A 20000-nucleotide genomic window follows, 5' to 3' on the forward strand; every position below is an offset into this window, starting at 1 on the left:
GGGAGGTGGGTCACGGGTCGCAGCGCGGGCGGGGCGCTGATACGCGGGGGCCGTACAAGGGAGGTCGTCTAGGACGATACGCCGCATTCCGGCACGAGGCGTACGGCCTGCCGCTCCGGGCTGGGTGCCAGGGGGCCGAAACGGTCCACGGCTGCCGTGTCGAGTGGCGTGCGGTGCTACCGGGCGGGGGTCTGCGCGCCGCCGTGGTCGCCGTGCGGGTCGGCGCCCCTGCCGTTGTCGGGCGGCGCCGCGGGCTCGGCCGCGCCGCCGCCGTCGCCCGGGTCGGGTGCGGGGGGCCGCTGCGATCCGGCCTGCCCGTCGAGGCGGCCCGCCGCTTCGGCACCGCTGCGGACGCCGTCGCCGCTCGGCCGGGGCGGCGCGGGGGGCTCCTGTGCGGGGAGCGGGGTCCGGCGGGCGGGCGGCTCGGCCGCGCCGTCGGGGCGGGGCGGGGCGGCGCCGTCGCCGGGCTCCGCGCGGCCGTCCCCGTCGCGCTGCGCCCGCGTCCCCGCCTGCTCCGCCGGTGCCGTCTCGCGGGGTGCCGTCTCCCCCGGCTCCTGCGGCGCTGCCGGCTCCTCCTCCGGATCCCGTGTCCCGGTCGCCTCGGCCTCGTGGGGTTCCGTGGCCGGGGGCGCGTCCTCGTCGTCGCCCTGATCGCCGGGGTCCGCGTCGGCCGCGGTGACGTTTTGCAGGGCCCGCTCGTGGCGCTCGACGACGCGGCGGGAGCGGGCGTGGCGCCGCGCCGCGATGGCGGCGCGCGCCGACGCGGTCTCGGGGGTCGGCCACATGGCGTCGATCTCGGCGTTCAGCGAGCTGCCGATGAGCACGGCCAGCGCCATGACGTACAGCCACGCCAGGATGATGATCGGCGCCGCGAGCGAGCCGTAGACCGTGACCTCGCCGAACGAGGCGTCGAGGTAGACGCGCAGGCCGACCGAGCCGAACATCAGGATGAGCACGGCCACGAGCGCGCCGGGCAGGTGCCGCCACAGCGGCGTGTGCACGGGGACGCTGAGCGCGTAGAGCACCACGATGCACGCGAGGGAGAGCAGCCCCACGATCGGCCAGTAGCTGAGGTGCATGTAGGGGGCCGTCATGGGGAGCAGCCGTTCGAGCAGGTCGGGCCCTGCGACGACCACGGGCAGGACGACCAGGCCGAACAGCAGCCCGCCGAGGTAGGCGACGAACGCGAGCGCCCGGTGCCAGATGAAGCCGCGCAGGTCCTCCAGCCCGTAGGAGATCGTGATCGCCTCGATGAACACGCTCATCGCGCGCGAGCCCGACCAGAGCGACACCAGGAAGGACACCGAGAGGAGGCCGCCTTGGGCGCCGCGGATGAAGTCGTCCACGAGGGGGGTCACCAGGGTGTCGACCGTGTTGGACGTGAGGGCCTTCGCGGCGAGGTCGAGGATCCAGGCGCGGATGTCGAGGACGGTGCGGGCGCCGAGGACCGAGCGCAGGTGGCCGAGGGTGCCGACGAGCCCGAGGAGCAGCGCGGGCAGCGACAGCAGGGCGAAGAACGCGGATTCGGCCGCCAGGCCGAGGACGCGGGTGCGGTACGCGGACATGGTGGTGCGCACGATGAGGGTCGCGGCGGCCCCCGGGATGCGGTGGCGGGTCCGCCATTGCCGCGCGGCCTCGATCAGCCGTTCCAGGAGGGTACCCACATCGTCCACGGTAAACGCAGGGTGCGCGCCGCCGGGAGGGGCTCGCGGTCGGTGCCGATTAGATGGCAAAACGTGATCGATATACCTACTATTGTGGTAGGTTATATATGTTATACGTGATGCGCTTCACCCGCGCTCCCGCCCGCACGCACCTGGACAAAGCTCCGGCGCGCATGCCATCGTCAAAGACATGTTCGCTGCCCTCGACCCGATGCTCTGCGCGCGCCTGCACGTAGATCTTCTTCGGGTCCGCAGCGCCATCTGTCGCAACGTAGGTTGACCCCGCTGCCGCATGCCCTCTTTCAGCCCTGCATTCAGGGCCGCGCGGCGCCGACGTTCGCTCTCACTCCCGTTCTGACCAACCACGGTTCCCGCCACGACGACGTGCGGAACTCGGGGTCGGTGCGGCGTGGGGACCCGTCGGCGGGCGCGTCCCGCGATCCGCTCGGAGGACCCCGCGATGCCTCCCGCATCCGCAACGACCGATCCCAAGAAGACCCGCCCCCGCAAGGGCGAAGGCCAGTGGGCTCTCGGCTACCGCGAGCCGCTGAACAAGAACGAGGAGAACAAGAAGAACGACGACGGGCTCAATTGCGCCCAGCGCATCATCGACGTCTACTCCAAGGCCGGTTTCGACTCCATCGACCCCGCCGACCTCCGCGGGCGTTTCCGCTGGTACGGCCTTTACACCCAGCGCGCCCCCGGTATCGACGGCGGTAAGACCGCCGTCCTCGAACCCGAGGAGCTGGACGACCGCTACTTCATGCTGCGCATCCGCATCGACGGCGGCCAGCTCAGCGTCGCCCAGCTGCGCGCCGTCGCCGAGATCTCCACGGAGTACGGCCGCGACACCGCCGACATCACCGACCGCCAGAACGTCCAGCTGCACTGGGTGCGCATCGAGGACGTCCCCGCCATCTGGGAGAAGCTGGAGTCGGTGGGGCTGTCCACCACCGAGGCGTGCGGCGACACCCCGCGGGTCATCCTCGGCTGCCCGCTCGCCGGCATCGACGTCGACGAGGTCCTCGACGCGAGCGAGCAGATCCAGCAGGTCTACGACGACCACATCGGGTCCCCGCTGTTCTCCAACCTGCCGCGCAAGTTCAAGAGCTCCATCGCGGGCTGCTCGGTGTACTGCGTCAACCACGAGATCAACGACGTCGCGTTCGTCGGCGTGACCGGCCCCGACGGCACGCCGGGCTACGACCTGTTCGTCGGCGGCGGGCTCTCCACCAACCCGATGTTCGCCAAGCGGCTGGGCACCTTCGTCCGCCCGGACCAGCTCAGCGACGTGTGGGCGGGGGTCTGCGGGATCTTCCGCGACTACGGCTACCGCCGGCTGCGGCACCGGGCCCGCATCAAGTTCCTGATCAAGGACTGGGGCCCGGCGAAGTTCCGCGAGGTGCTGGAGAAGGACTACCTCGACTACGCGCTCCCCGACGGGCCGGCCCCCGACCTCGACCCGGGCCTGCGCCGCGACCACATCGGCGTGCACCGCCAGCGCGACGGCCGCAACTACGTCGGGTTCGCCCCGAAGGTCGGCCGGGTGTCAGGGAGCACGCTGTCGCGCATCGCCGACATCGCCGAGGCGCACGGGTCGGACCGCATCCGCACCACCGCCGACCAGAAGCTCGTGGTGCTCGACATCACCGACGACCTGGTCGAGCCGATCACCGCGCAGCTGGAGGACGCGGGGCTGGCGGTGCGGCCCAGCGTGTTCCGCCGCCAGACCATGGCCTGCACCGGCATCGAGTTCTGCAAGCTCGCGATCGTCGAGACCAAGGCGCGCGGCGAGCGGCTCATCGAGGAGCTGGAGCAGCGGCTGCCCGACTTCCCCGAGCCCGTCAGCATCAACATCAACGGCTGCCCCAACTCCTGCGCCCGCATCCAGGTCGCCGACATCGGGCTGAAGGGCCAGCTCGTCACCGACGACGACGGCAACCACGTCGAAGGCTTCCAGGTGCACCTGGGCGGCGCCATGGGCCACAACGCGGCGTTCGGCCGCAAGGTCCGTGGCCTGAAGACCACCTCCGAGGGGCTGCCCGACTACATCGAGCGGGTCCTGCGGCGCTTCCAGGAGCAGAAGGCCGACGGCGAGGCGTTCGCGCAGTGGGTCGTCCGCGCAGAGGACGGTGACCTGTCATGAGACCGGGACGCAGCGGGACCGTCCGGACCGGGGCGGGGGTGCCGGCATGAGCGCCAGAGCAGCCCCGTTCTACTGCCCGTTCTGCGGCGACGAGGACCTCGAACCGCACGAGGGCGACGGTGCGGGCGGCGAAGGCTACGCGTGGGCGTGCGGCGCCTGCGCGCGGGTGTTCAAGGTGAAGTTCGTCGGCCTGCGCGCGGCCTCCCTCGCCGCAGTCGACAGTGCTACAGAATCGACCGCCACACGGACGGGTGAGGACGCGTGAGCATCACACTTGACGGGGCCGCGCTGGCGGCCCGGGCAGCGGACGACCTGGAGGAGGCGACCGCCCAGGAGATCATCGCCTGGGCGGCCGAGACCTTCGGCGACCGGCTGTGCATGACCTCCTCGATGGCCGACGCGCTCATGGTCGACCTGGTCTCCGCCGTGGTCCCCGGCCTGGACGTGATCTTCCTCGACACCGGGTACCACTTCGCCGAGACCATCGGCACCCGCGACGCCGTCGCGGCGTCCTACGACATCAACCTGATCAACGTGGTCCCGCGCCGCACCGTTGACGAGCAGGACAGCGAACTCGGCCCGCGGCTGCACGGCCGCGACCCCGGCATCTGCTGCCACCTGCGCAAGGTGGAGCCGTTGCAGCGGGCGCTGGAGCCCTACGACGCCTGGCTGAGCGGGCTGCGCCGCGACGAGTCCGCGACCCGCCGCACCACCGGCGTCGTCGAGTGGAACCCCCGCAAGAAGATGGTCAAGGTCAACCCGATCGCCCGCTGGACCCGCGCCGACGTGGACGCCTACATCGACGCCCACAACGTCCTCGTGAACCCGTTGCAGTTCGACGGCTACCCCTCGATCGGCTGCGCGCCCTGCACCCGCAGGGTCGAACCGGGCGCCGACCCGCGCAGCGGGCGCTGGGCCGGTACCGGCAAGACCGAATGCGGAATCCACCTGTGAGCGGGCACGGCGCGCCGGTCCCGCTGGTGGCGGTCGCGCACGGCAGCCGCGACGAGCGGTCGGCGCAGGCGGTCGAGGCGCTGTTCGCGCGGGTGCGGCGGCTGCGCCCGGACGTGGACGTCCGGGTGGCCTACCTGGACCACGTGTCGCCCTCCCCCGCTGCGGCGCTCGCCGACCTGGCGGGGCGCGGGGCCGGCGAGGTGGTGGTGCTCCCCGCGCTGCTGACCGCGGCGTTCCACAGCAAGACCGACCTGCCCGCGGCCCTCGCGCAGGTCCGAGCCGACTACCCGTGGCTGAAGGTCCGCTACGGCGACACGCTCGGGCCGCACCCGCTGCTGCTCGACGCGGTGGAGCGGCGCCTCGCCCAGGCGGGCGCCGCGGCGGCGCCCGACACCGGGCTGGTGCTGGTGTCGGCGGGGTCCAGCGACCCCGAGGCGAACGGCGTCATCGCGTCCATGGCCGACGCGCTGGCGGCCCGGGCGCCGTGGCACAGCGTGGTGCCCGCCTACGCCTCGGCCGCGGCCCCCGCACCAGGGCGCGCGGTCGCCGCCCTGCGCGACCGGGGCGCGGCGCGGGTGGCGGTCGCCGGGTACCTGCTCGCGCCGGGGTTCTTCGCCGACCGGGTCGCCGACCAGGCGTTCGCGGAAGGCGCCGCGGCGGTGTCGGCGCCGCTGGGCGACGCCCCGGAACTCGCCCGCGTCGCCCTGCAACGCTACGAGGAGGCCCTGCGCACCGCCCCGGTCACCGTCCCCTGACCCCGGATCCAGGCGACCCTGGGCACAGTGGGTGGCTGCCGCCGGGTGCTTCGCATCCGCGACGGCAGCCCACCCTCTCCGCGCAGGCCACCAGGCGTGCGGCACCACCCACCCCCTCCGGCAAGGTCGCCGGGCGCGTGTGAACACCCTCGCGCCCGTTGGGTCGACGGGGTGGTGCGTCGTCAGGCGAGGTAGTCGCGCAGGACGATCGCCTGGTTGTGCTCGGTGTCGCGCGCGGCGTAGAGCAGGGTGATGTGGTCGTGGTCGCGGGCGAGGTCGCGCAGCTCCTTCGCGCCGCCGTTGCCGTCGAGTTCGGCGCGGTAGCGGCGGGCGAACTCCGCGAAGCGTTCGGGACGGTGGCCGAACCACGTCCGCAGCGGATCCGAGGGCGCGACGTCGCGCAGCCACTCGTCGACGGCCGCCTTCTCCTTCGACAGCCCGCGCGGCCACAGCCGGTCGACCAGCACCCGGTGGCCGTCGCTCTTCTCGGGGTCGTCGTACACCCGTTTGACATCAATGCCCATGCAGCGGCTCCTACCCAGCGTGACGGCGTTGGCACCTCCCGATAGCGGCGCAGTGCCCCGACCGGCCCGCCCGGCGCCAGGCCGCCCGCCCGCGTCCCCGCCCCACTGGGGTCGCCGCCGCGCCGCTACGCTTGCCGGAACCCGGAACCGAACCGGGTTCGGTCCGTTGTCGCGTCAGGGAGCCGTCCATGCCCGCCACCCACGAAGTGCTCAACCAGCCGCCGCCGCTGGAGGACTTCGCCGCAGGAGACGACCCCGCGCTGCTCGACGGCCTGGAACGCGAAGGCGGCGGGTGGGCCGCCGACGACGTGCGGACCCTCGGCCGGCTGGCCGGCAGCGCCCAGGCGCGGAGCTGGGCGGAGCAGGCGAACGCCAACCCGCCGGTGCTGCGCACCCACGACCGCTACGGCAACCGCGTGGACGAGGTCGACTTCCACCCCGCCTGGCACGTGCTGCTCGACACCGCCGTCAGCAACGGCGTGCACGCTGCGCCGTGGGCCGACGCCCGGCCCGGCGCGCACGTGGCGCGCGCCGCGAAGTTCTTCGTGTGGTCGCAGACCGAGGCCGGGCACGGCTGCCCCGTCTCCATGACCTACGCCGCGGTCCCGGCGCTGCGGCACTCCCCCGGCCTCGCGGCCCGGTTCGAGCCGCTGCTCACCGCCGCCGCCTACGACTTCGGGCCGCGGCCGCCGGAGTCGAAGCGGGGGCTGCTGGCGGGGATGTCGATGACGGAGAAGCAGGGCGGCTCCGATGTTCGCGCCAACACCACGCGCGCCGTCCCCACCGACGCGGGCGAGTACCTGCTGACCGGGCACAAGTGGTTCACCTCCGCACCCATGGGCGACGTGTTCCTCACCCTGGCCCAGGCCCCCGAGGGGCTCACGTGCTTCCTCGTGCCGCGCGTCCTCGACGACGGCGGCCGCAACGCCCTGACGATCCAGCGGCTGAAGGACAAGCTCGGCAACCGATCCAACGCCTCGGCCGAGCTGGAGTACGACCGGGCGGTCGGGTGGGTGGTCGGCGAGCCCGGCCGCGGCGTCCACACCATCATCGACATGGTCGGCGCCACCCGGCTCGACTGCGTCACCGGCTCCGCTGCGGGCGCGCGGGCCGGGCTGGTGCAGGCGCTGCATCACGCGCGGCACCGCTCCGCGTTCGGCCACCCCCTCATCGAGCAGCCCCTCATGCGCAACGTCCTCGCCGACCTGGCGCTGGAGTCCGAGGCCGCGACGGCGCTCGCGCTGCGCCTCGCCGGGGCCGCCGACCGCGCCGCCCGCGGCGACGGCGCCGAAGCGGCGTTCCGCCGGATCGCCGTCGCCGCCGGCAAGTTCTGGGTGACCAAGCGGCTGCCCGCGCACGCGGCCGAGGCGCTGGAATGCCTGGGCGGCAACGGATTCATCGAGGAGTCGGGGATGCCGCGCCTGTTCAGGGAGTCGCCGCTCAACTCCATCTGGGAGGGGTCCGGCAACGTCGCGGCGCTCGACGTGCTGCGCGCCGTCGCCAAGGAGCCCGAGTGCGCCGAGGCGCTGTTCGCCGAGATCGCCCTCGCCGAAGGCGCCGACCCGCGCGTGGACGCCGCCGCGGCGCGGCTGCGCGCGGAGCTCGCCGACCCCGAGGACGCGGAGTTCCGCGCCCGCTCGCTGGTGGCGCTCATGGCGCTGACCCTCCAGGCGTCGCTGCTGGTCCGGTTCGCGCCCGAAGCGGTCGCCGACGCGTTCGCGGCGTCGCGGCTCGGCGGCGGGGGCCCGGTGTTCGGCTCGCTGCCGCGCGGCACCGGCACCGCGGCGATCCTGGAGCGCGCCATGCCGCGGACCTGAGGCGGGCCGCGGGGGCCGGGCGCGTCCGAAAACGACGCTCCCTGGTGGCGCGCGCCGCGATGCGGGGCACGATCGCGTGTCGATCGCCAGGTCGGGGCATATTCCATGGAATATGGCGGAACAACCAATCCGGCACGAACGACCCGACGGCCCGGCAGCGGACCCGTTCCCTGGACCGGCCCGTCCCGGGAGACAGGCGGCGCGCATGCGAGAAGTGTGGCCCGGGGCCTCCTACCCCCTCGGCGCGACCTACGACGGATCCGGGACGAACTTCTCCCTCTTCTCCGAGGCCGCCGAACGCGTCGAGCTGTGCCTCTTCGACGATTCGGGCGCCGAAACCCGCATACCGCTCACCGAGAACGACGGGTTCGTGTGGCACTGCCTGCTCCCCGGTGTGGGGCCGGGGCAGCGCTACGGGTACCGGGTGCACGGCCCCTACGACCCGGCGAACGGGCTGCGCTGCAATCCGGCGAAGCTGCTCGTCGACCCCTACGCCAAGGCCGTCGACGGCGACCTCGTCTGGCACGAGTCGCTGTTCGGCCACGACTTCGGCGACCCCTCGGCGCTGAACTCCGGCGACAGCGCCCCCTACGTCCCCAAGTGCGTCGTGGTGAGCCCGTTCTTCGACTGGGGCAACGAGAACCGGCCCGACGTCCCCTACCACGAGACCGTCATCTACGAGGCGCACGTGCGCGGCCTGACGATGCGCCACCCCGCGGTGCCCGAGCACCAGCGCGGCACCTACGCCGGGCTGGCCCACCCGGCCGTGGTCGAGTACCTGGCGTCGCTGGGGGTCACCGCGGTGGAGCTGATGCCGGTGCACCACCACGTGCCCGAGCACGCGCTGGTGGCGCGCGGGCTGACCAACTACTGGGGCTACAACACGCTGGCGTTCCTCGCCCCGCACGGCGGGTACGCGGCGAACCCCGCCGGCGGTCGGCAGGTCCAGGAGTTCAAGTCGATGGTGCGCTCCCTGCACGAGGCGGGGATCGAGGTCATCCTGGACGTGGTGTACAACCACACCGCCGAGGGCGACCACCTCGGGCCCACGCTGTCGTGGCGCGGCATCGACAACCTCACCTACTACCGGGTGCGCGACGACGACCGGCGCTACCACCTCGACTACACGGGCTGCGGCAACAGCCTCAACGTGCGCCACCCCCATTCGCTGCAACTGATCATGGACTCGCTGCGGTACTGGGTGCTGGAGATGCACGTCGACGGGTTCCGCTTCGACCTCGCCTCGGCGCTGGCGCGCGAGTTCCACGACGTCGACCGGCTCAGCACCTTCTTCGACATCGTCCAGCAGGACCCGGTGATCTCCCAGGTCAAGCTGATCGCCGAGCCGTGGGACGTGGGCCCCGGCGGCTACCAGGTCGGCAACTTCCCGCCGCTGTGGACCGAGTGGAACGGCAAGTACCGCGACACCGTCCGCGACTTCTGGCGCGGCGTCCCGGTCCTGCCCGAACTGGCCTCCCGCCTGTCGGGCTCCAGCGACCTCTACCAGGACGACGGGCGCCGCCCCGGAGCCTCCATCAACTTCGTCACCTGCCACGACGGATTCACAATGGCCGACCTGGTCGCCTACGAGCACAAGCACAACGACGCCAACGGGGAGGACAACCGCGACGGCACCGACGACAACCGGTCCTGCAACCACGGCGCCGAAGGGCCCACCGACGACGCCGCCGTCCTCGCGCTGCGCCGCCGCCAGATGCGCAACCTCCTGGCGACCCTCTACTGCTCGCAGGGCGTGGTGATGCTCTCGCACGGCGACGAGATCGCCCGCACCCAGCACGGCAACAACAACGCCTACTGCCAGGACAACGAGACCTCCTGGGTGGACTTCGACCGGATGGCGCACGAGGGCGACCTGCTGGAGTTCGTGCGCCGCCTGGCCCGGCTGCGCAGCGAGCACCCGGTGTTCCGCCGCCGCCGCTTCTTCAACGGGCACGTGCGCGGCGCGGAGCTGCGCGACATCGCGTGGCTGCGCCCCGACGGCGCGCGGATGGCCGACGACGACTGGGGCGACGGCGCCCGGGCGCTCGCGGTGTTCCTCAACGGCGACGCCATCACCGAGCCCGACCCCCGCGGGCGGCCGGTCCGCGACGACTCGTTCCTGCTGCTGCTCAACGCCTGCCACACGGCCATGGACTTCACCCTGCCCGGGCCGGACTACGGCGCCGAGTGGGAGGCCGTGATCGACACCGCCGACACCGACGTGGCGGGCCGGCCGCGCGTCGGCGGTACCGACACGGTCCGGCTGACCGACCGCGCCCTGCTGCTGCTGCGCCGCGCGCCGCGCCTGCCGCAGAACGGCGCGATCGACGGGTGGCCGTCCTGACCTGCAGCCCTGTCGATTACTCCGGGCAAATCGCATCAAATGCGGTGAAAGCAAAATGTAAGTAATGAAATCGCAACCACCGCAGGGCGCGTTCCCCGGCGGATCCGGTCGCGCGGGCGCGTTGACTGTCCTCGTCGGCCGCGAGGGGCGGCCGCCAGGGGGGACGCCATGACGGAGATCGACCACTTCACCTACGGCCTGTGGACGCCGGGCCTCGCCTACGCCGTGTCGTTCATCGGCTCGCTGCTGGGGCTCGGCGGCGCCGCCCAGGCACTGACATCGCACGGCCCGAACCGGGTCGGCTGGCTCGCCATGGGCGCCGTCTCCCTGGGCGGCACCGGGATCTGGGCGATGCACTTCATCGCGATGCTCGGCTTCTCGGTGCGGGGCGCGCCCCTGCGCTACGACGTCCTGCTGACGGTCGCCAGCGCGGTGCTCGCCATCGCGGTCGTCGCCGTGGGGCTCACGCTCGTCACGCGCGCGCCGCGCAGCGTCCTCGCGCTGGTGAGCGGCGGGGCGGTCACCGGAGCGGGCGTCGCCGCCATGCACTACACCGGCATGGCGTCGATGCGGGTCGCGGTGCCGCTGCACCACGACCCGCGCTACGCCGCGGCGGCGATCGCGATCGCCGTGGTCGCGTCCACCGCGGCCCTGTGGGCGGCGACCCGGGTCAGCGGCGGGCTCGCCACCACGGGGGCGTCCCTGGTGATGGCGGCGGCGGTGTGCGCGATGCACTACACCGGCATGGCGGGCATGAGCGTCGGCGGCGGCGACCACGGCATGGCCCACGGCACGCCCGAGACCCCGTCGGGCGCCTCGATCATGGACTTCTTCCTCCCGCTGTACGCGGTGGTCGGGCTCGTCACCCTCGTCTTCGCGGTGATCCTGGTGTCGGTCCGCGCCGACCGCGCCGACCGGGACGACTCCCGCCCGGCCGCGGCGCCGCGCGCCGACGCCGCCCCGGCCGGCGGCGCGGCGTCGGTGTTCACCCCGCCCCCGAAGCGCGGCGGCGCGGACCCCGGCACGCACCCGCGCACCGGGCAGCGCCGCCCCGGCGGCCCCGCATAGGGTCAAGACCATGGACAACGCCGACCGCCCGCTCTTCCGCCGCCTGCTGCCCGGCGCCGGTACCGACGTCGACCTCGCCGCGGCCTACGCCTACCCGCCGTCCCGCGACCGGCCGTTCGTCCGCGCGAACATGGTCGCCGCGGTCGACGGCGGCGCGTGGGGGCCCTCCGGGCGCACCAGGGAGCTGTCCTCGGCCCCCGACCGCGCCGTCATGGGGGTGCTGCGCGCGCTCTGCGACGTCGTCCTCGCCGGGGCGGCGACCGCGCGGATCGAGGGCTACCGGCCCGTGCGCGAGCGCGAGGTGTGGCGCGAACTGCGCGAGGGCCGCCCCGCGACCCCGCCCGTCGCCGTGGTGACCCGCACCCTCGACGTCCACCCCGACCTGCTGGCCGGCGCGCCCCCGCACGCCCGGACGATCGTGCTCACCACCGAGTCCGCGCCGGCCGACCGCCGCAAGGCCGCCGCGGAGCACGCCGACGTGGTGGTCGCCGGCGAGGACAGCGTGCGGCCCGAGGCGATCGTGCACGCCCTGGGAGAGCGCGGGCTCGGCCGCGTCCTCACCGAGGGCGGCCCGCACCTGCTGGCTGAGCTCGCATCGGCCGACCTGCTCGACGAACTGTGCCTCACCCTCAGCCCGCACCTCAGCGGCCCCGGAGCCTCGCGCATCGTCGCGGGCGACTCCCCCGCGCATGCGCGCGACCTGCGGCTCGACCAGCTCCTGGAGTCGTCGGGGGCACTGTTCCTGCGCTACACACGCGGCTGATCCCGGCCCCCGCGCCCACCAGGGCACAATTCAGACGGCCGATTCGGGCCTGCGCAATCAGTGCATAAAACAACCCTCTTGCGGACATACCCCGTGTACGGGTCGCAGGCGACCGGGGCCGGGCGCCCGAATCCCCCGGGCCGACCCTCGGCGACCCGTGCGACCGCTCACCGGGCGAGAGGAAGAACGCAGTGCCCACCTCCGAAGACGGGCAGGGGTCAACACCGGTCTACCGGACCATCGCCGCGGCGCTCCGCGCGGCGATCGCGTCGGGCGACCTGGCCGACGGCGACCGGATTCCCGGTGAGAACGCCCTGATGAAACGGTACGGCGTGGCCCGCGCCACCGCCCGCCAGGCGCTCTCGATGCTGATCAACGAAGGGATCGTGACCGCGGTGCGCGGGTCGGGCGTGTACGTGCGGTCCTTCAAGCCGCTGCGCCGCCACGGCCCGAACCGCCTCTCCCGCGAACTGTGGGGCGCCGGCCGCGCCATCTGGCAGGCCGACACCGCCGACCGCGGCTACACCACCGACCGGATCCGGATCGCGACCGCCGACCCGCCCGGCCACGTGGCGCGCGCCCTCGCCCTCGCCGACAGCGACCGCGTGCTGCTGCGGAGCCGCCGCTACTCCCTCGACGGGCGCCCGGTGCAGCTGGCGACGTCGTTCCTGCCCGCGGCGATCGCGGCGGGCACCCGCATCGCCGAGGACGACACCGGGCCCGGCGGCATCTACGCCCGGCTGGCCGAAATGGGTCACCCGCCCGCCCACTTCACCGAGGAGATCCGGGTCCGCATGCCCGCGCCGGAGGAGGCCGAGGCGCTGGACCTCGGGCCGGGCGTGCCGGTGCTCGCCGTGGTCCGCACCGCGCTGACCGCGGACCACGACCCGGTGGAGGTCAACGAGATGACCCTCGACGGGTCGGCCTACGTCCTCCAGTACGACTTCGACGCCTGAAGCGCCGCCTGCCGCGGCGGCGGGGCGGCCGCGGCCCCGCTCCTGCGCCCCCGCCGCCGCCCCGGCACCACCGCCCACCGGGGCGGCCGCGCGGCTTTGCCCGATACCGGGTAGCGTCCGTGTACATGAGCGACGAGACATCCGGGCGGGTCCGCAAGTCCGACGAGGAGTGGCGGTCGCTGCTGAACCCGAAGGAGTTCGCCGTACTCCGCGCGTCCGCGACCGAGCCGGCGTGGACCGGCGAGTACGTGTCGACCACCGCCGCAGGGGTGTACCGTTGCCGGGCCTGCGGTGCGGAGCTGTTCCGCTCCACTGAGAAGTTCGAATCGCACTGCGGGTGGCCGAGTTTCTTCGACCCCGCGGCGTCCTCAGCGGTCACCCTGCACGAAGACGCCACGCTCGGCACGGTCCGCACCGAGGTGCGGTGCGCGGCATGCGAATCCCACCTGGGGCATGTGTTCCGCGGGGAGGGCCACCCCACTCCCACGGACGAGCGGTACTGCATCAATTCGATCGCCCTCACCCTGGAGGCTGACGACCCAGTGTCATAGCATCCTCGTTCATCGGCCCGGCCCTCGCCGGACCGCCCGTCCTGCCGCGACCTCGCCGGACGGGGCCGCCTTCGCGCGGAAACCATGTGAACATGGATCGCGGGCCTCCTCCCCGGGTCCCGTGCCGTACCGGCTCCACCGGCTTCTACCGGCCTTTACCGGCTTTTGAACTGAAAGCTCCCAATGACCGACGACAACTATTCCGTCGACCACCACCGCCCGCGCGTCCGCATGGCGCGCGGCTCGGCGCCGTGGCTGCTGCCCGCGTGCGCACTCGCGGGCGCCGCCGTCATCGCGGCCCGCGGCTCGCGCACCCGCGCGGCCCTGGCGGCACCGGCGGTCGGCCTGGCCGCGGGCATGGCATGGTTCTTCCGCGACCCCGAGCGCGGACCCGCCACCGGCCGGTTCATCTCCGCGGCCGACGGCGTCGTGCAGTCCGTCGAGGCCCAGCCCGACGGCACGACCCGCGTCGCCGTATTCATGAACCCGCTCAACGTGCACGTGAACCGCGCCCCTATCGCGGGCATCGTGACCGGCATCGAGCACCGCCCCGGGGGCTTTCGACCTGCTTTCGACAAGGACAGCGAGCGTAATGAACGCGTCATCTGGACCTTTGAAACCGAGATCGGTGAGGTCACGGTCATCCAAATCGCCGGGGCGATGGTCCGGCGGATCGTCCCGTATTTCGCTCAAGGGCAGAAAGTGGAGCAGGGCGAGAGGATCGGTCTCATCCGGTTCGGATCACGCGTCGACGTCTACCTGCCGGCCGGAGTCACCCCGGCGGTGGAGGTCGGTCAGAAGGTTCGTGCCGGGGAAACCCGCCTTGACAGCGACTGACCAAGTGGTCGCCGGCACCGCGCCCGCCGGTGCCGTCGGCGGGGAACCCGCGCCGCGCATGCGGCTCGTCCTCGCCGACTACCTCACACTCGGCAACGCCCTGTGCGGGTTCATGGCGGTGTGGCACCTCGCCGCCGCCCAGGTCGGCCAGATCGCCGCGGGCATCTCCGGCCCGCTGGGCCGCAGCGAACTCGCCGTCGCGGTCATCCTGCTGCTCCTCGCCGCGGCGTTCGACCTGTTCGACGGCCGGGTGGCGCGCAAGCTCGGCGGCAGCGGCATGGGCGCCGAGCTCGACAACCTCGCCGACGTCATCAGCTTCGGCTTCGCGCCCGCGTTCTTCGTCGTCACCTGGGGCACCCTCGGCCCCGAGGACCGCAGCGTGCTCCCCCTCGTCGCCGCGGCCGCCGTCCTCCTCGCGGTCGTGGTGCGCCTGGCGCGCTTCTCCTGCCAGACCCCGGCGAACGACAACTTCACCGGCATGCCGTGCCCGTTCGGCGCGATGGCTGTCATCACCGTCGTGCTGCTCGACCCCCCGCTCTACGTCGGCATCGGCGCCGTGCTGCTCATCGCCTGGCTGATGGTCAGCCAGGTCGAGTACCCCAAGCCGCGCGGCCGCACCGCCTACATGGTGCTCGCCTGGATCATGGTCAGCGTGGCGTGCCTGGCCGGGTGGGCCATGGACGCCCCCATGGCCGACGCGCTGCTGTACGCCGGCGCGGTGCCGGTGCTGCTGCTGATCCTGCTCGTCCCGTTCTACGTGCTGGCGACCCGCCAGCAGCACCGCCGGGACGAGGAGGAGGCGCTCCGGGCCGTCGGCGAGAGCTGACACCGGACGCGCCGCGGCGCCGCTCAGGCGGCGCGAAAAGGCCGGAGGGGGCCCATCCGATGGATGGGGCCCCCTCCGGCCTTTCGTCGTCTCAGCGTGCGACTGGGCGCTCCTGGCGGTTGGCGAGGATCTTGCGCACCCGCACCACCACGAACCACAGCATCAGCAGGCCGATGATGGCGACCACGACGTAGCTGAGGATGCCGCTCCACTCCTCCAGCACCGGCTTGATCACGGGGCCGAAGCCGTAGCCCAGGCCGATCCACAGGCCGTTCCACGCGGCGCTGCCGACCGTCGTGTAGAACGAGAAGCGCCAGAAGTTCATCCGCTCGATGCCGGCGGGGATCGACACGAAACTGCGCACGATCGGCACGCAGCGCCCGACCAGCACCGCGAGCCCGCCCCAGCGGGTGAAGAAGCGCTCGGCCTTGTAGAAGTCCTCGACCTCCAGCAGCGGGGTCTTCTCGACCAGCCACTTGGTGCGGTCGCGGCCCAGCAGCGCGCCGATGGCGTAGAAGCCCCACGCGCCGACCAGGGCGCCGAGGGTGGCCGCCACGATGGCGAGCCAGACGTTCATCTCCCCCTCGTAGGCGAGGAATCCCGCGCCCGGCAGCACCGCCTCACTGGGCATGGGCGGGAAGAAGGTCTCGATGAGCAGCGCGAGACCCACGCCGACCTCGCCGAGGTCGGTCATGAGGGTCAGCACCCAGCCGATGAACCCCTCGTAGCCCGCGGACGGGTCCACGGCGGGATCGGCGGCGGCGAGCGTAACGGACCAGTCGGGCGATCCCATTTCGGATGCAACTCCATGCGCGTGAGAGGGGCGGGGCGGCCGCGGGGTCGGGCAGCGGCGCCGTCATGAGGGCGAAGGCGGGCCTTCGGGATGCGCGAGAGGGGCCACGGTGGAACCGGCGGCCCACACGGGCGGCACGCCGACCGGGGTCTCGGATCTCGCGGATTGGCCTTCTTTATAGCAGAGTCGCCCCCGCGGGACGGCTGTCCCGCGGGCCCCGCCCAGCGCTCGCCCCGCGCCGGACCCGCGTCAGAACGGCAGCGCGTCCACCAGTTCCGCGACGCTCTTGCGGCGCCCGGTGTAGAACGGCACCTCCAGCCGCGTGTGCCGGCGCGCCTCGGCCGCGCGCAGGTGGCGCATGAGGTCCACGATGCGGTGCATCTCGTCGGCCTCGAAGGCGAGCATCCACTCGTAGTCGCTGAGGGCGAAGGTGGACACCGTGTTGGCGCGGACGTCGGGGTAGGGCGCCGCCATGCGGCCGTGCTCGGCGAGCATGGTGCGCCGCTCGTCGTCGGGCAGCAGGTACCACTCCAGGGACCGCACGAACGGGTACACGCAGATGTTCGCGCGCGGCTCCTCCCCCGAGAGGAAGGCGGGGACGTGCCCGCGGTTGAACTCGGCGGGGCGGTGCAGGCCCACGACCGACCACACCGGGCGCGACGCGCGGCCGAGCGCGGTGCGCCGGAACGAGGCGTACATGTCCTGCACGGCCTCCGGTGAGTCGGCGATCCACCAGAACATGAAGTCGGCGTCGGCGCGGAAGCCCTGGACGTCGTAGACGCCGCGGGTGGTGACCCCGTCGGCGCCGTCGATCAGCGCGGTCAGCTCGGCGGCCGACGCGGAGCGGTCCAGCCCGGTCAGGTCGCCGGCCTGGAAGACCGACCACATGGTGTAGCGGATCAGGCTGTTGAGCTCCTCGGCCCCCGGTGCTGCGTGGTCGTGGGCTGTGGTCACGGGTGACTCCCTTGTCTGGCCATCTTGATCTGGCCATGTCGGTTGGTGCCGGTGGTGGTCGGTCGCGGCCGGCCATGCGTGTCATGGCCGGTCGCACCTTGTCGTGGACTGTCGTGCTCGAACGCGGCCGGTCGCGGCGACGCCGCGCCGGTGCGTGGCGGCCGTGTGCCGGGTGGGCGGCGCGCGTGCGCCGCCCGGCCGCAGGTGTCACGCCGCCTGGTGCGCGGGCCCGGCGAGCTCCGCCGCCACCTCCGCGGCCGCGCCCTCTCCCGCGGCGATGCAGGCGGGAATGCCCACACCGTCGTAGGCGGCCCCCGCGAGGGCGAGGCCGGGCAGGGGGGCGACGGCGGAGCGGGCGCGGCCGATGCGGTCGGCGTGGCCCACCGTGTACTGGGGCAGCCCGCCGCCCCACCGGGTGACCCTGCGGTCGACCGGTGGACCGGCGACGCCGGTGATGGCGGAGAGGTCGGCCGCTGCCAGCGCCGCGAGTTCGCCGTCGCCGCGCTGGAGCACGGCCGCCTCGCCCGCGCGCCCGATGGAGCAGCGGACCAGGACCAGTTCCTCGCCGGGGTGCGCGGCCCGCAGCTCCTCGGCCAGCCAGGGCCACTTGACGCTGCTGAAGGTCGCGGCCTTGATGGCGCGGCCCTCGCCCGCGGGGACGAGGAAGCCGCTGCCCGCCGGCGGCTCGGGGAACGCCGCGGCACGGTAGGCGAGGGTGACGATGGCCATTCCGGCGTAGTCGATCTCGGCCAGGGCGCGCGCCGCCCCGGGCGCCTCCGCGCGCAGCAGCCGCGACGCCGCGGGGCCCGGCGCGGCGAGGACCACGCCGTCGGCGTCGACGGTCGCGGGGTGGCAGGCCGATCCGGTGGTCAGCGTCCAGCCGCCGCCGGGGCGGCGGTCGAGGCCGCGCACCGTCGTCCCGGTGCGGACGAGGCCGGACCGCGCGGCGAGGGCGTCGGCGAGAGCGTCGACGAGTGTGCTCAGCCCGCCGCGCAGGCCCGCGAAGACCGGCGCCGGCGGGCCGGCGGGGGCCGCGGCGCGGGCCCTGCCCGCCGCGGCCAGCAGCGACCGCTCCGCGCGCGCCATCGACGCGATCTGCGGCAGGGTGGAGTCGAGGGACAGGCGGTCGGCGCGCCCGGCGTACACCCCGCCGAGCAGCGGTTCGACCATGCGGTCCACGACCTCGGCGCCGAGCCGGATTCCGATGTAGGCCGCGACCGGCACGTCGCCGCGCACCGGTGTGCGGGGCCAGACAAGGTCGCGGGCCGCGCGCAGCACCCCGGCCGGCGACACGATCCCGCTGCGGGCCAGCTCCAGCAGGTCGCCGGGGACGCCCATGACGTGGTTGCGCGGCAGCGTGCGCAGCGCGCCCCTGCTGTAGATGCGCGCGCCCACCGGCGCCGGGTGCACCACGCGGTCGTCCAGGCCCAGTTCGCTGAACAGGTCGAGCGCCTCGGGCCGCCGCGCGAGGACCGACTCGGCACCGGAGTCGACGGCGACCCCCGCGACCGGCGAGCCGGCGATCTTCCCGCCGAGGCGCGGCGCGGACTCCAGCACGGTCACCTCGTGGCCGGATCCGGCCAGCCGGTGCGCGGCCGTGAGCCCGGACACACCGCCGCCGACCACCACCACGTGCGGTTTCGTCTGCATGGATCCCAGCTTGGCAGACGGTTCGGGGTAGCACGTTCCGGCCCCGCGTTGCCGTGCGGGGGCCGGAAGCGGCGCACGACCCCCGACGTCACCGGCCCGCCGCCGCAGCGGGCGGCCGCGTGACCCAGACGTTACCGGCGGCCTGCAACGCCGGACACCGGGGAGCGCGTCACAGCCGCATGGACACCAATCGCACCCCCAGACCGCCCGGCCGCCGTGCGCGCGCGGCGGCGCTCGTCCTCACCCCGATCCTCGCCGTCCTGCTGCTCGCCGGCTGCGGGGCCGACCCGCAGGCGTCCAGCGACATCGCGCCGGCGCCGCAGGAGAACAGCGACGGCGGCGCCGGCCGCGGCGCCCCCGAGGCCGGACCCGACGCCGGACCCGAGGCGGCCGACCAGCAGGCGGACAAGGGCTCCGGATCCGGCGCCGAGAGCGGATCCGGGGGCGGCGCCGCCGGGGACGCCGAGATCGCCGACCGCGAGGTCGTGCACACCGCCGACCTCTCCGTCGAGGTGAAGAACGTGGCCGCCGCCGTGGACGACGCCAAGGCGTGGGTCGACGACGCCGACGGCTACGTCGCCGGGCAGACCCTCAACAGCGAATCGGCCGGCGTCCCCCGCGGCAGCGTCACCCTCAAGGTGCCCGAGAAGCGCTACGAGGACGCCCTGGACGCCATGGGCGACCTCGGCCGCCAGGTGGACCTCCAGAGCCAGGTCGACGACGTCACAGAGCAGGTCGCCGACGTCGACAGCAGGGTGACCTCGGCGAAGGCCACCCTCAAGCGGCTGCGCGGGCTCCTCGACGACGCCGAGTCGGTCCCCGACGTGCTCGCCGTCGAGACCGAGATCAACACCCGCACGTCGGAGCTGGAGTCCCTCCAGGCGCGCCAGGAGTCGCTCAAGAGCCAGACCACCTACGCCACCATCAACCTGGAGCTGATGCCGCCGGACTCCTTCGTCCCCGACCGCGAACCCGACGACAGCATCGGCTTCCTCGGCGGGCTGCGCCAGGGGTGGGCCGCACTGGTCGACGTCGGGCAGGGCGCGCTCGTGGTGATCGGCACCCTGCTGCCGTTCGCCGCGGTCCTCGCGCTGCTGGCGGCGCCGCCCGCACTGTGGTGGCGGCGCAGGCGCGCCCGCGCAGCGCGGAACCCCGCCGCCGCGAAGCCCGCCGTGCGGGCCGGCGCCGCTGCGCCGCGCAAGGGCGACGCCCCGGCCGATGCGCCCGCCGAGTCCCCCGAGACGTCCGACTCCCCCGGTGACGCCGCGTCGGACGGCCCGGACGGCAGGGCCTGACTCGGCGCCGCGCCGAACGACAGTGGGGGCCGCCCGCCGTTCCGGCGGGCGGCCCCCATTGCGCTGACGTGCCCCGGCCCCCGCAGCCTTCCTGCCGCGGCGG

General features: G+C 73.7%; 18 protein-coding genes. 13 read left to right on the top strand and 5 right to left on the bottom strand.

What is annotated here, in order from left to right:
• Nucleotides 1–176 precede the first annotated feature (176 nt).
• On the bottom strand, nucleotides 177–1664 hold the full coding sequence (locus tag CLV63_RS34045; protein WP_245928730.1) for a YihY/virulence factor BrkB family protein: 1488 nt from the start codon (nucleotides 1662–1664) through the stop codon (nucleotides 177–179).
• A gap of 460 nt (nucleotides 1665–2124) precedes the next feature.
• On the opposite strand from CLV63_RS34045, the gene CLV63_RS11250 reads away from it, so the two are divergent.
• From CLV63_RS11250 to CLV63_RS11265, 4 genes are read left to right on the top strand one after another with little or no spacing between them, the layout of a single operon-like run.
• Entirely contained in the window at nucleotides 2125–3810 is a 1686-nt protein-coding gene (locus tag CLV63_RS11250; RefSeq protein ID WP_106582893.1) for a nitrite/sulfite reductase, read from the top strand.
• A gap of 46 nt (nucleotides 3811–3856) precedes the next feature.
• Complete coding sequence (locus tag CLV63_RS11255; RefSeq protein WP_106582894.1) at nucleotides 3857–4075, top strand: hypothetical protein; 219 nt, start codon at nucleotides 3857–3859, stop codon at nucleotides 4073–4075.
• Nucleotides 4072–4764, top strand: a complete 693-nt coding sequence (locus CLV63_RS11260) for a phosphoadenylyl-sulfate reductase (protein WP_106582895.1) — start codon at nucleotides 4072–4074, stop codon at nucleotides 4762–4764. Before CLV63_RS11255 ends, CLV63_RS11260 begins: the two co-directional genes overlap by 4 nt.
• Nucleotides 4746–5519, top strand: a complete 774-nt coding sequence (locus CLV63_RS11265; protein WP_211301260.1) for a sirohydrochlorin chelatase — start codon at nucleotides 4746–4748, stop codon at nucleotides 5517–5519. The genes CLV63_RS11260 and CLV63_RS11265 overlap by 19 nt, the downstream gene beginning before the upstream one ends.
• Before the next feature lie 182 nt (nucleotides 5520–5701).
• Here the strand turns inward: CLV63_RS11265 and CLV63_RS11270 are convergent, their stop codons facing one another.
• Nucleotides 5702–6043: a DUF488 domain-containing protein gene (locus tag CLV63_RS11270; RefSeq protein ID WP_106582897.1), complete on the bottom strand. Its 342-nt coding sequence runs from the start codon at nucleotides 6041–6043 to the stop codon at nucleotides 5702–5704.
• A 188-nt stretch (nucleotides 6044–6231) separates the two neighbouring features.
• On the opposite strand from CLV63_RS11270, the gene CLV63_RS11275 reads away from it, so the two are divergent.
• The 8 genes from CLV63_RS11275 (at nucleotide 6232) to pssA (ending at nucleotide 15205) form a co-directional block, all read left to right on the top strand.
• Nucleotides 6232–7860: an acyl-CoA dehydrogenase family protein gene (locus CLV63_RS11275; RefSeq protein ID WP_106582898.1), complete on the top strand. Its 1629-nt coding sequence runs from the start codon at nucleotides 6232–6234 to the stop codon at nucleotides 7858–7860.
• 205 nt (nucleotides 7861–8065) lie between these two features.
• On the top strand, nucleotides 8066–10204 hold the full coding sequence (glgX, locus tag CLV63_RS11280) for a glycogen debranching protein GlgX (protein WP_106582899.1): 2139 nt from the start codon (nucleotides 8066–8068) through the stop codon (nucleotides 10202–10204).
• 168 nt (nucleotides 10205–10372) lie between these two features.
• A complete protein-coding gene (locus tag CLV63_RS11285) occupies nucleotides 10373–11272 on the top strand; it encodes an MHYT domain-containing protein (RefSeq protein ID WP_106582900.1) in 900 nt (299 codons plus the stop codon).
• Between the two features lie 10 nt (nucleotides 11273–11282).
• Nucleotides 11283–12035, top strand: coding sequence for a pyrimidine reductase family protein (locus CLV63_RS11290; protein WP_106582901.1), 753 nt, complete (start codon nucleotides 11283–11285; stop codon nucleotides 12033–12035).
• A 191-nt stretch (nucleotides 12036–12226) separates the two neighbouring features.
• A complete protein-coding gene (locus CLV63_RS11295; RefSeq protein ID WP_106582902.1) occupies nucleotides 12227–12991 on the top strand; it encodes a GntR family transcriptional regulator in 765 nt (254 codons plus the stop codon).
• Between the two features lie 125 nt (nucleotides 12992–13116).
• Nucleotides 13117–13542: a peptide-methionine (R)-S-oxide reductase MsrB gene (gene msrB, locus CLV63_RS11300; protein WP_106582965.1), complete on the top strand. Its 426-nt coding sequence runs from the start codon at nucleotides 13117–13119 to the stop codon at nucleotides 13540–13542.
• A 183-nt stretch (nucleotides 13543–13725) separates the two neighbouring features.
• Nucleotides 13726–14379 carry a phosphatidylserine decarboxylase gene (locus CLV63_RS11305; protein WP_106582903.1) on the top strand — a complete coding sequence of 218 codons (654 nt, stop codon included), beginning with the start codon at nucleotides 13726–13728 and terminating at the stop codon, nucleotides 14377–14379.
• A complete protein-coding gene (gene pssA, locus CLV63_RS11310) occupies nucleotides 14366–15205 on the top strand; it encodes a CDP-diacylglycerol--serine O-phosphatidyltransferase (protein ID WP_394339758.1) in 840 nt (279 codons plus the stop codon). The genes CLV63_RS11305 and pssA overlap by 14 nt, the downstream gene beginning before the upstream one ends.
• Nucleotides 15206–15296: 91 nt before the next feature.
• On the opposite strand, the gene CLV63_RS11315 is transcribed toward pssA, so the two are convergent.
• The 3 genes from CLV63_RS11315 to hemG form a co-directional block, all read right to left on the bottom strand.
• Nucleotides 15297–15998, bottom strand: coding sequence for a DedA family protein (locus CLV63_RS11315; RefSeq protein ID WP_106582904.1), 702 nt, complete (start codon nucleotides 15996–15998; stop codon nucleotides 15297–15299).
• A gap of 249 nt (nucleotides 15999–16247) precedes the next feature.
• Nucleotides 16248–16886: a hydrogen peroxide-dependent heme synthase gene (hemQ, locus tag CLV63_RS11320; RefSeq protein ID WP_106582967.1), complete on the bottom strand. Its 639-nt coding sequence runs from the start codon at nucleotides 16884–16886 to the stop codon at nucleotides 16248–16250.
• A 273-nt stretch (nucleotides 16887–17159) separates the two neighbouring features.
• Nucleotides 17160–18602 (bottom strand): protoporphyrinogen oxidase, encoded by a 1443-nt coding sequence (gene hemG, locus CLV63_RS11325; protein WP_106582905.1) that lies wholly within the window; start codon nucleotides 18600–18602, stop codon nucleotides 17160–17162.
• A 179-nt stretch (nucleotides 18603–18781) separates the two neighbouring features.
• Here hemG and CLV63_RS11330 point away from each other — a divergent pair, with 179 nt between their 5' ends.
• Complete coding sequence (locus CLV63_RS11330; protein ID WP_106582906.1) at nucleotides 18782–19897, top strand: DUF4349 domain-containing protein; 1116 nt, start codon at nucleotides 18782–18784, stop codon at nucleotides 19895–19897.
• The last annotated feature ends 103 nt before the right edge of the window (nucleotides 19898–20000 follow it).

The sequence above is a fragment of the Murinocardiopsis flavida genome, from assembly GCF_003014485.1.
Lineage (GTDB): Bacteria > Actinomycetota > Actinomycetes > Streptosporangiales > Streptosporangiaceae > Murinocardiopsis > Murinocardiopsis flavida.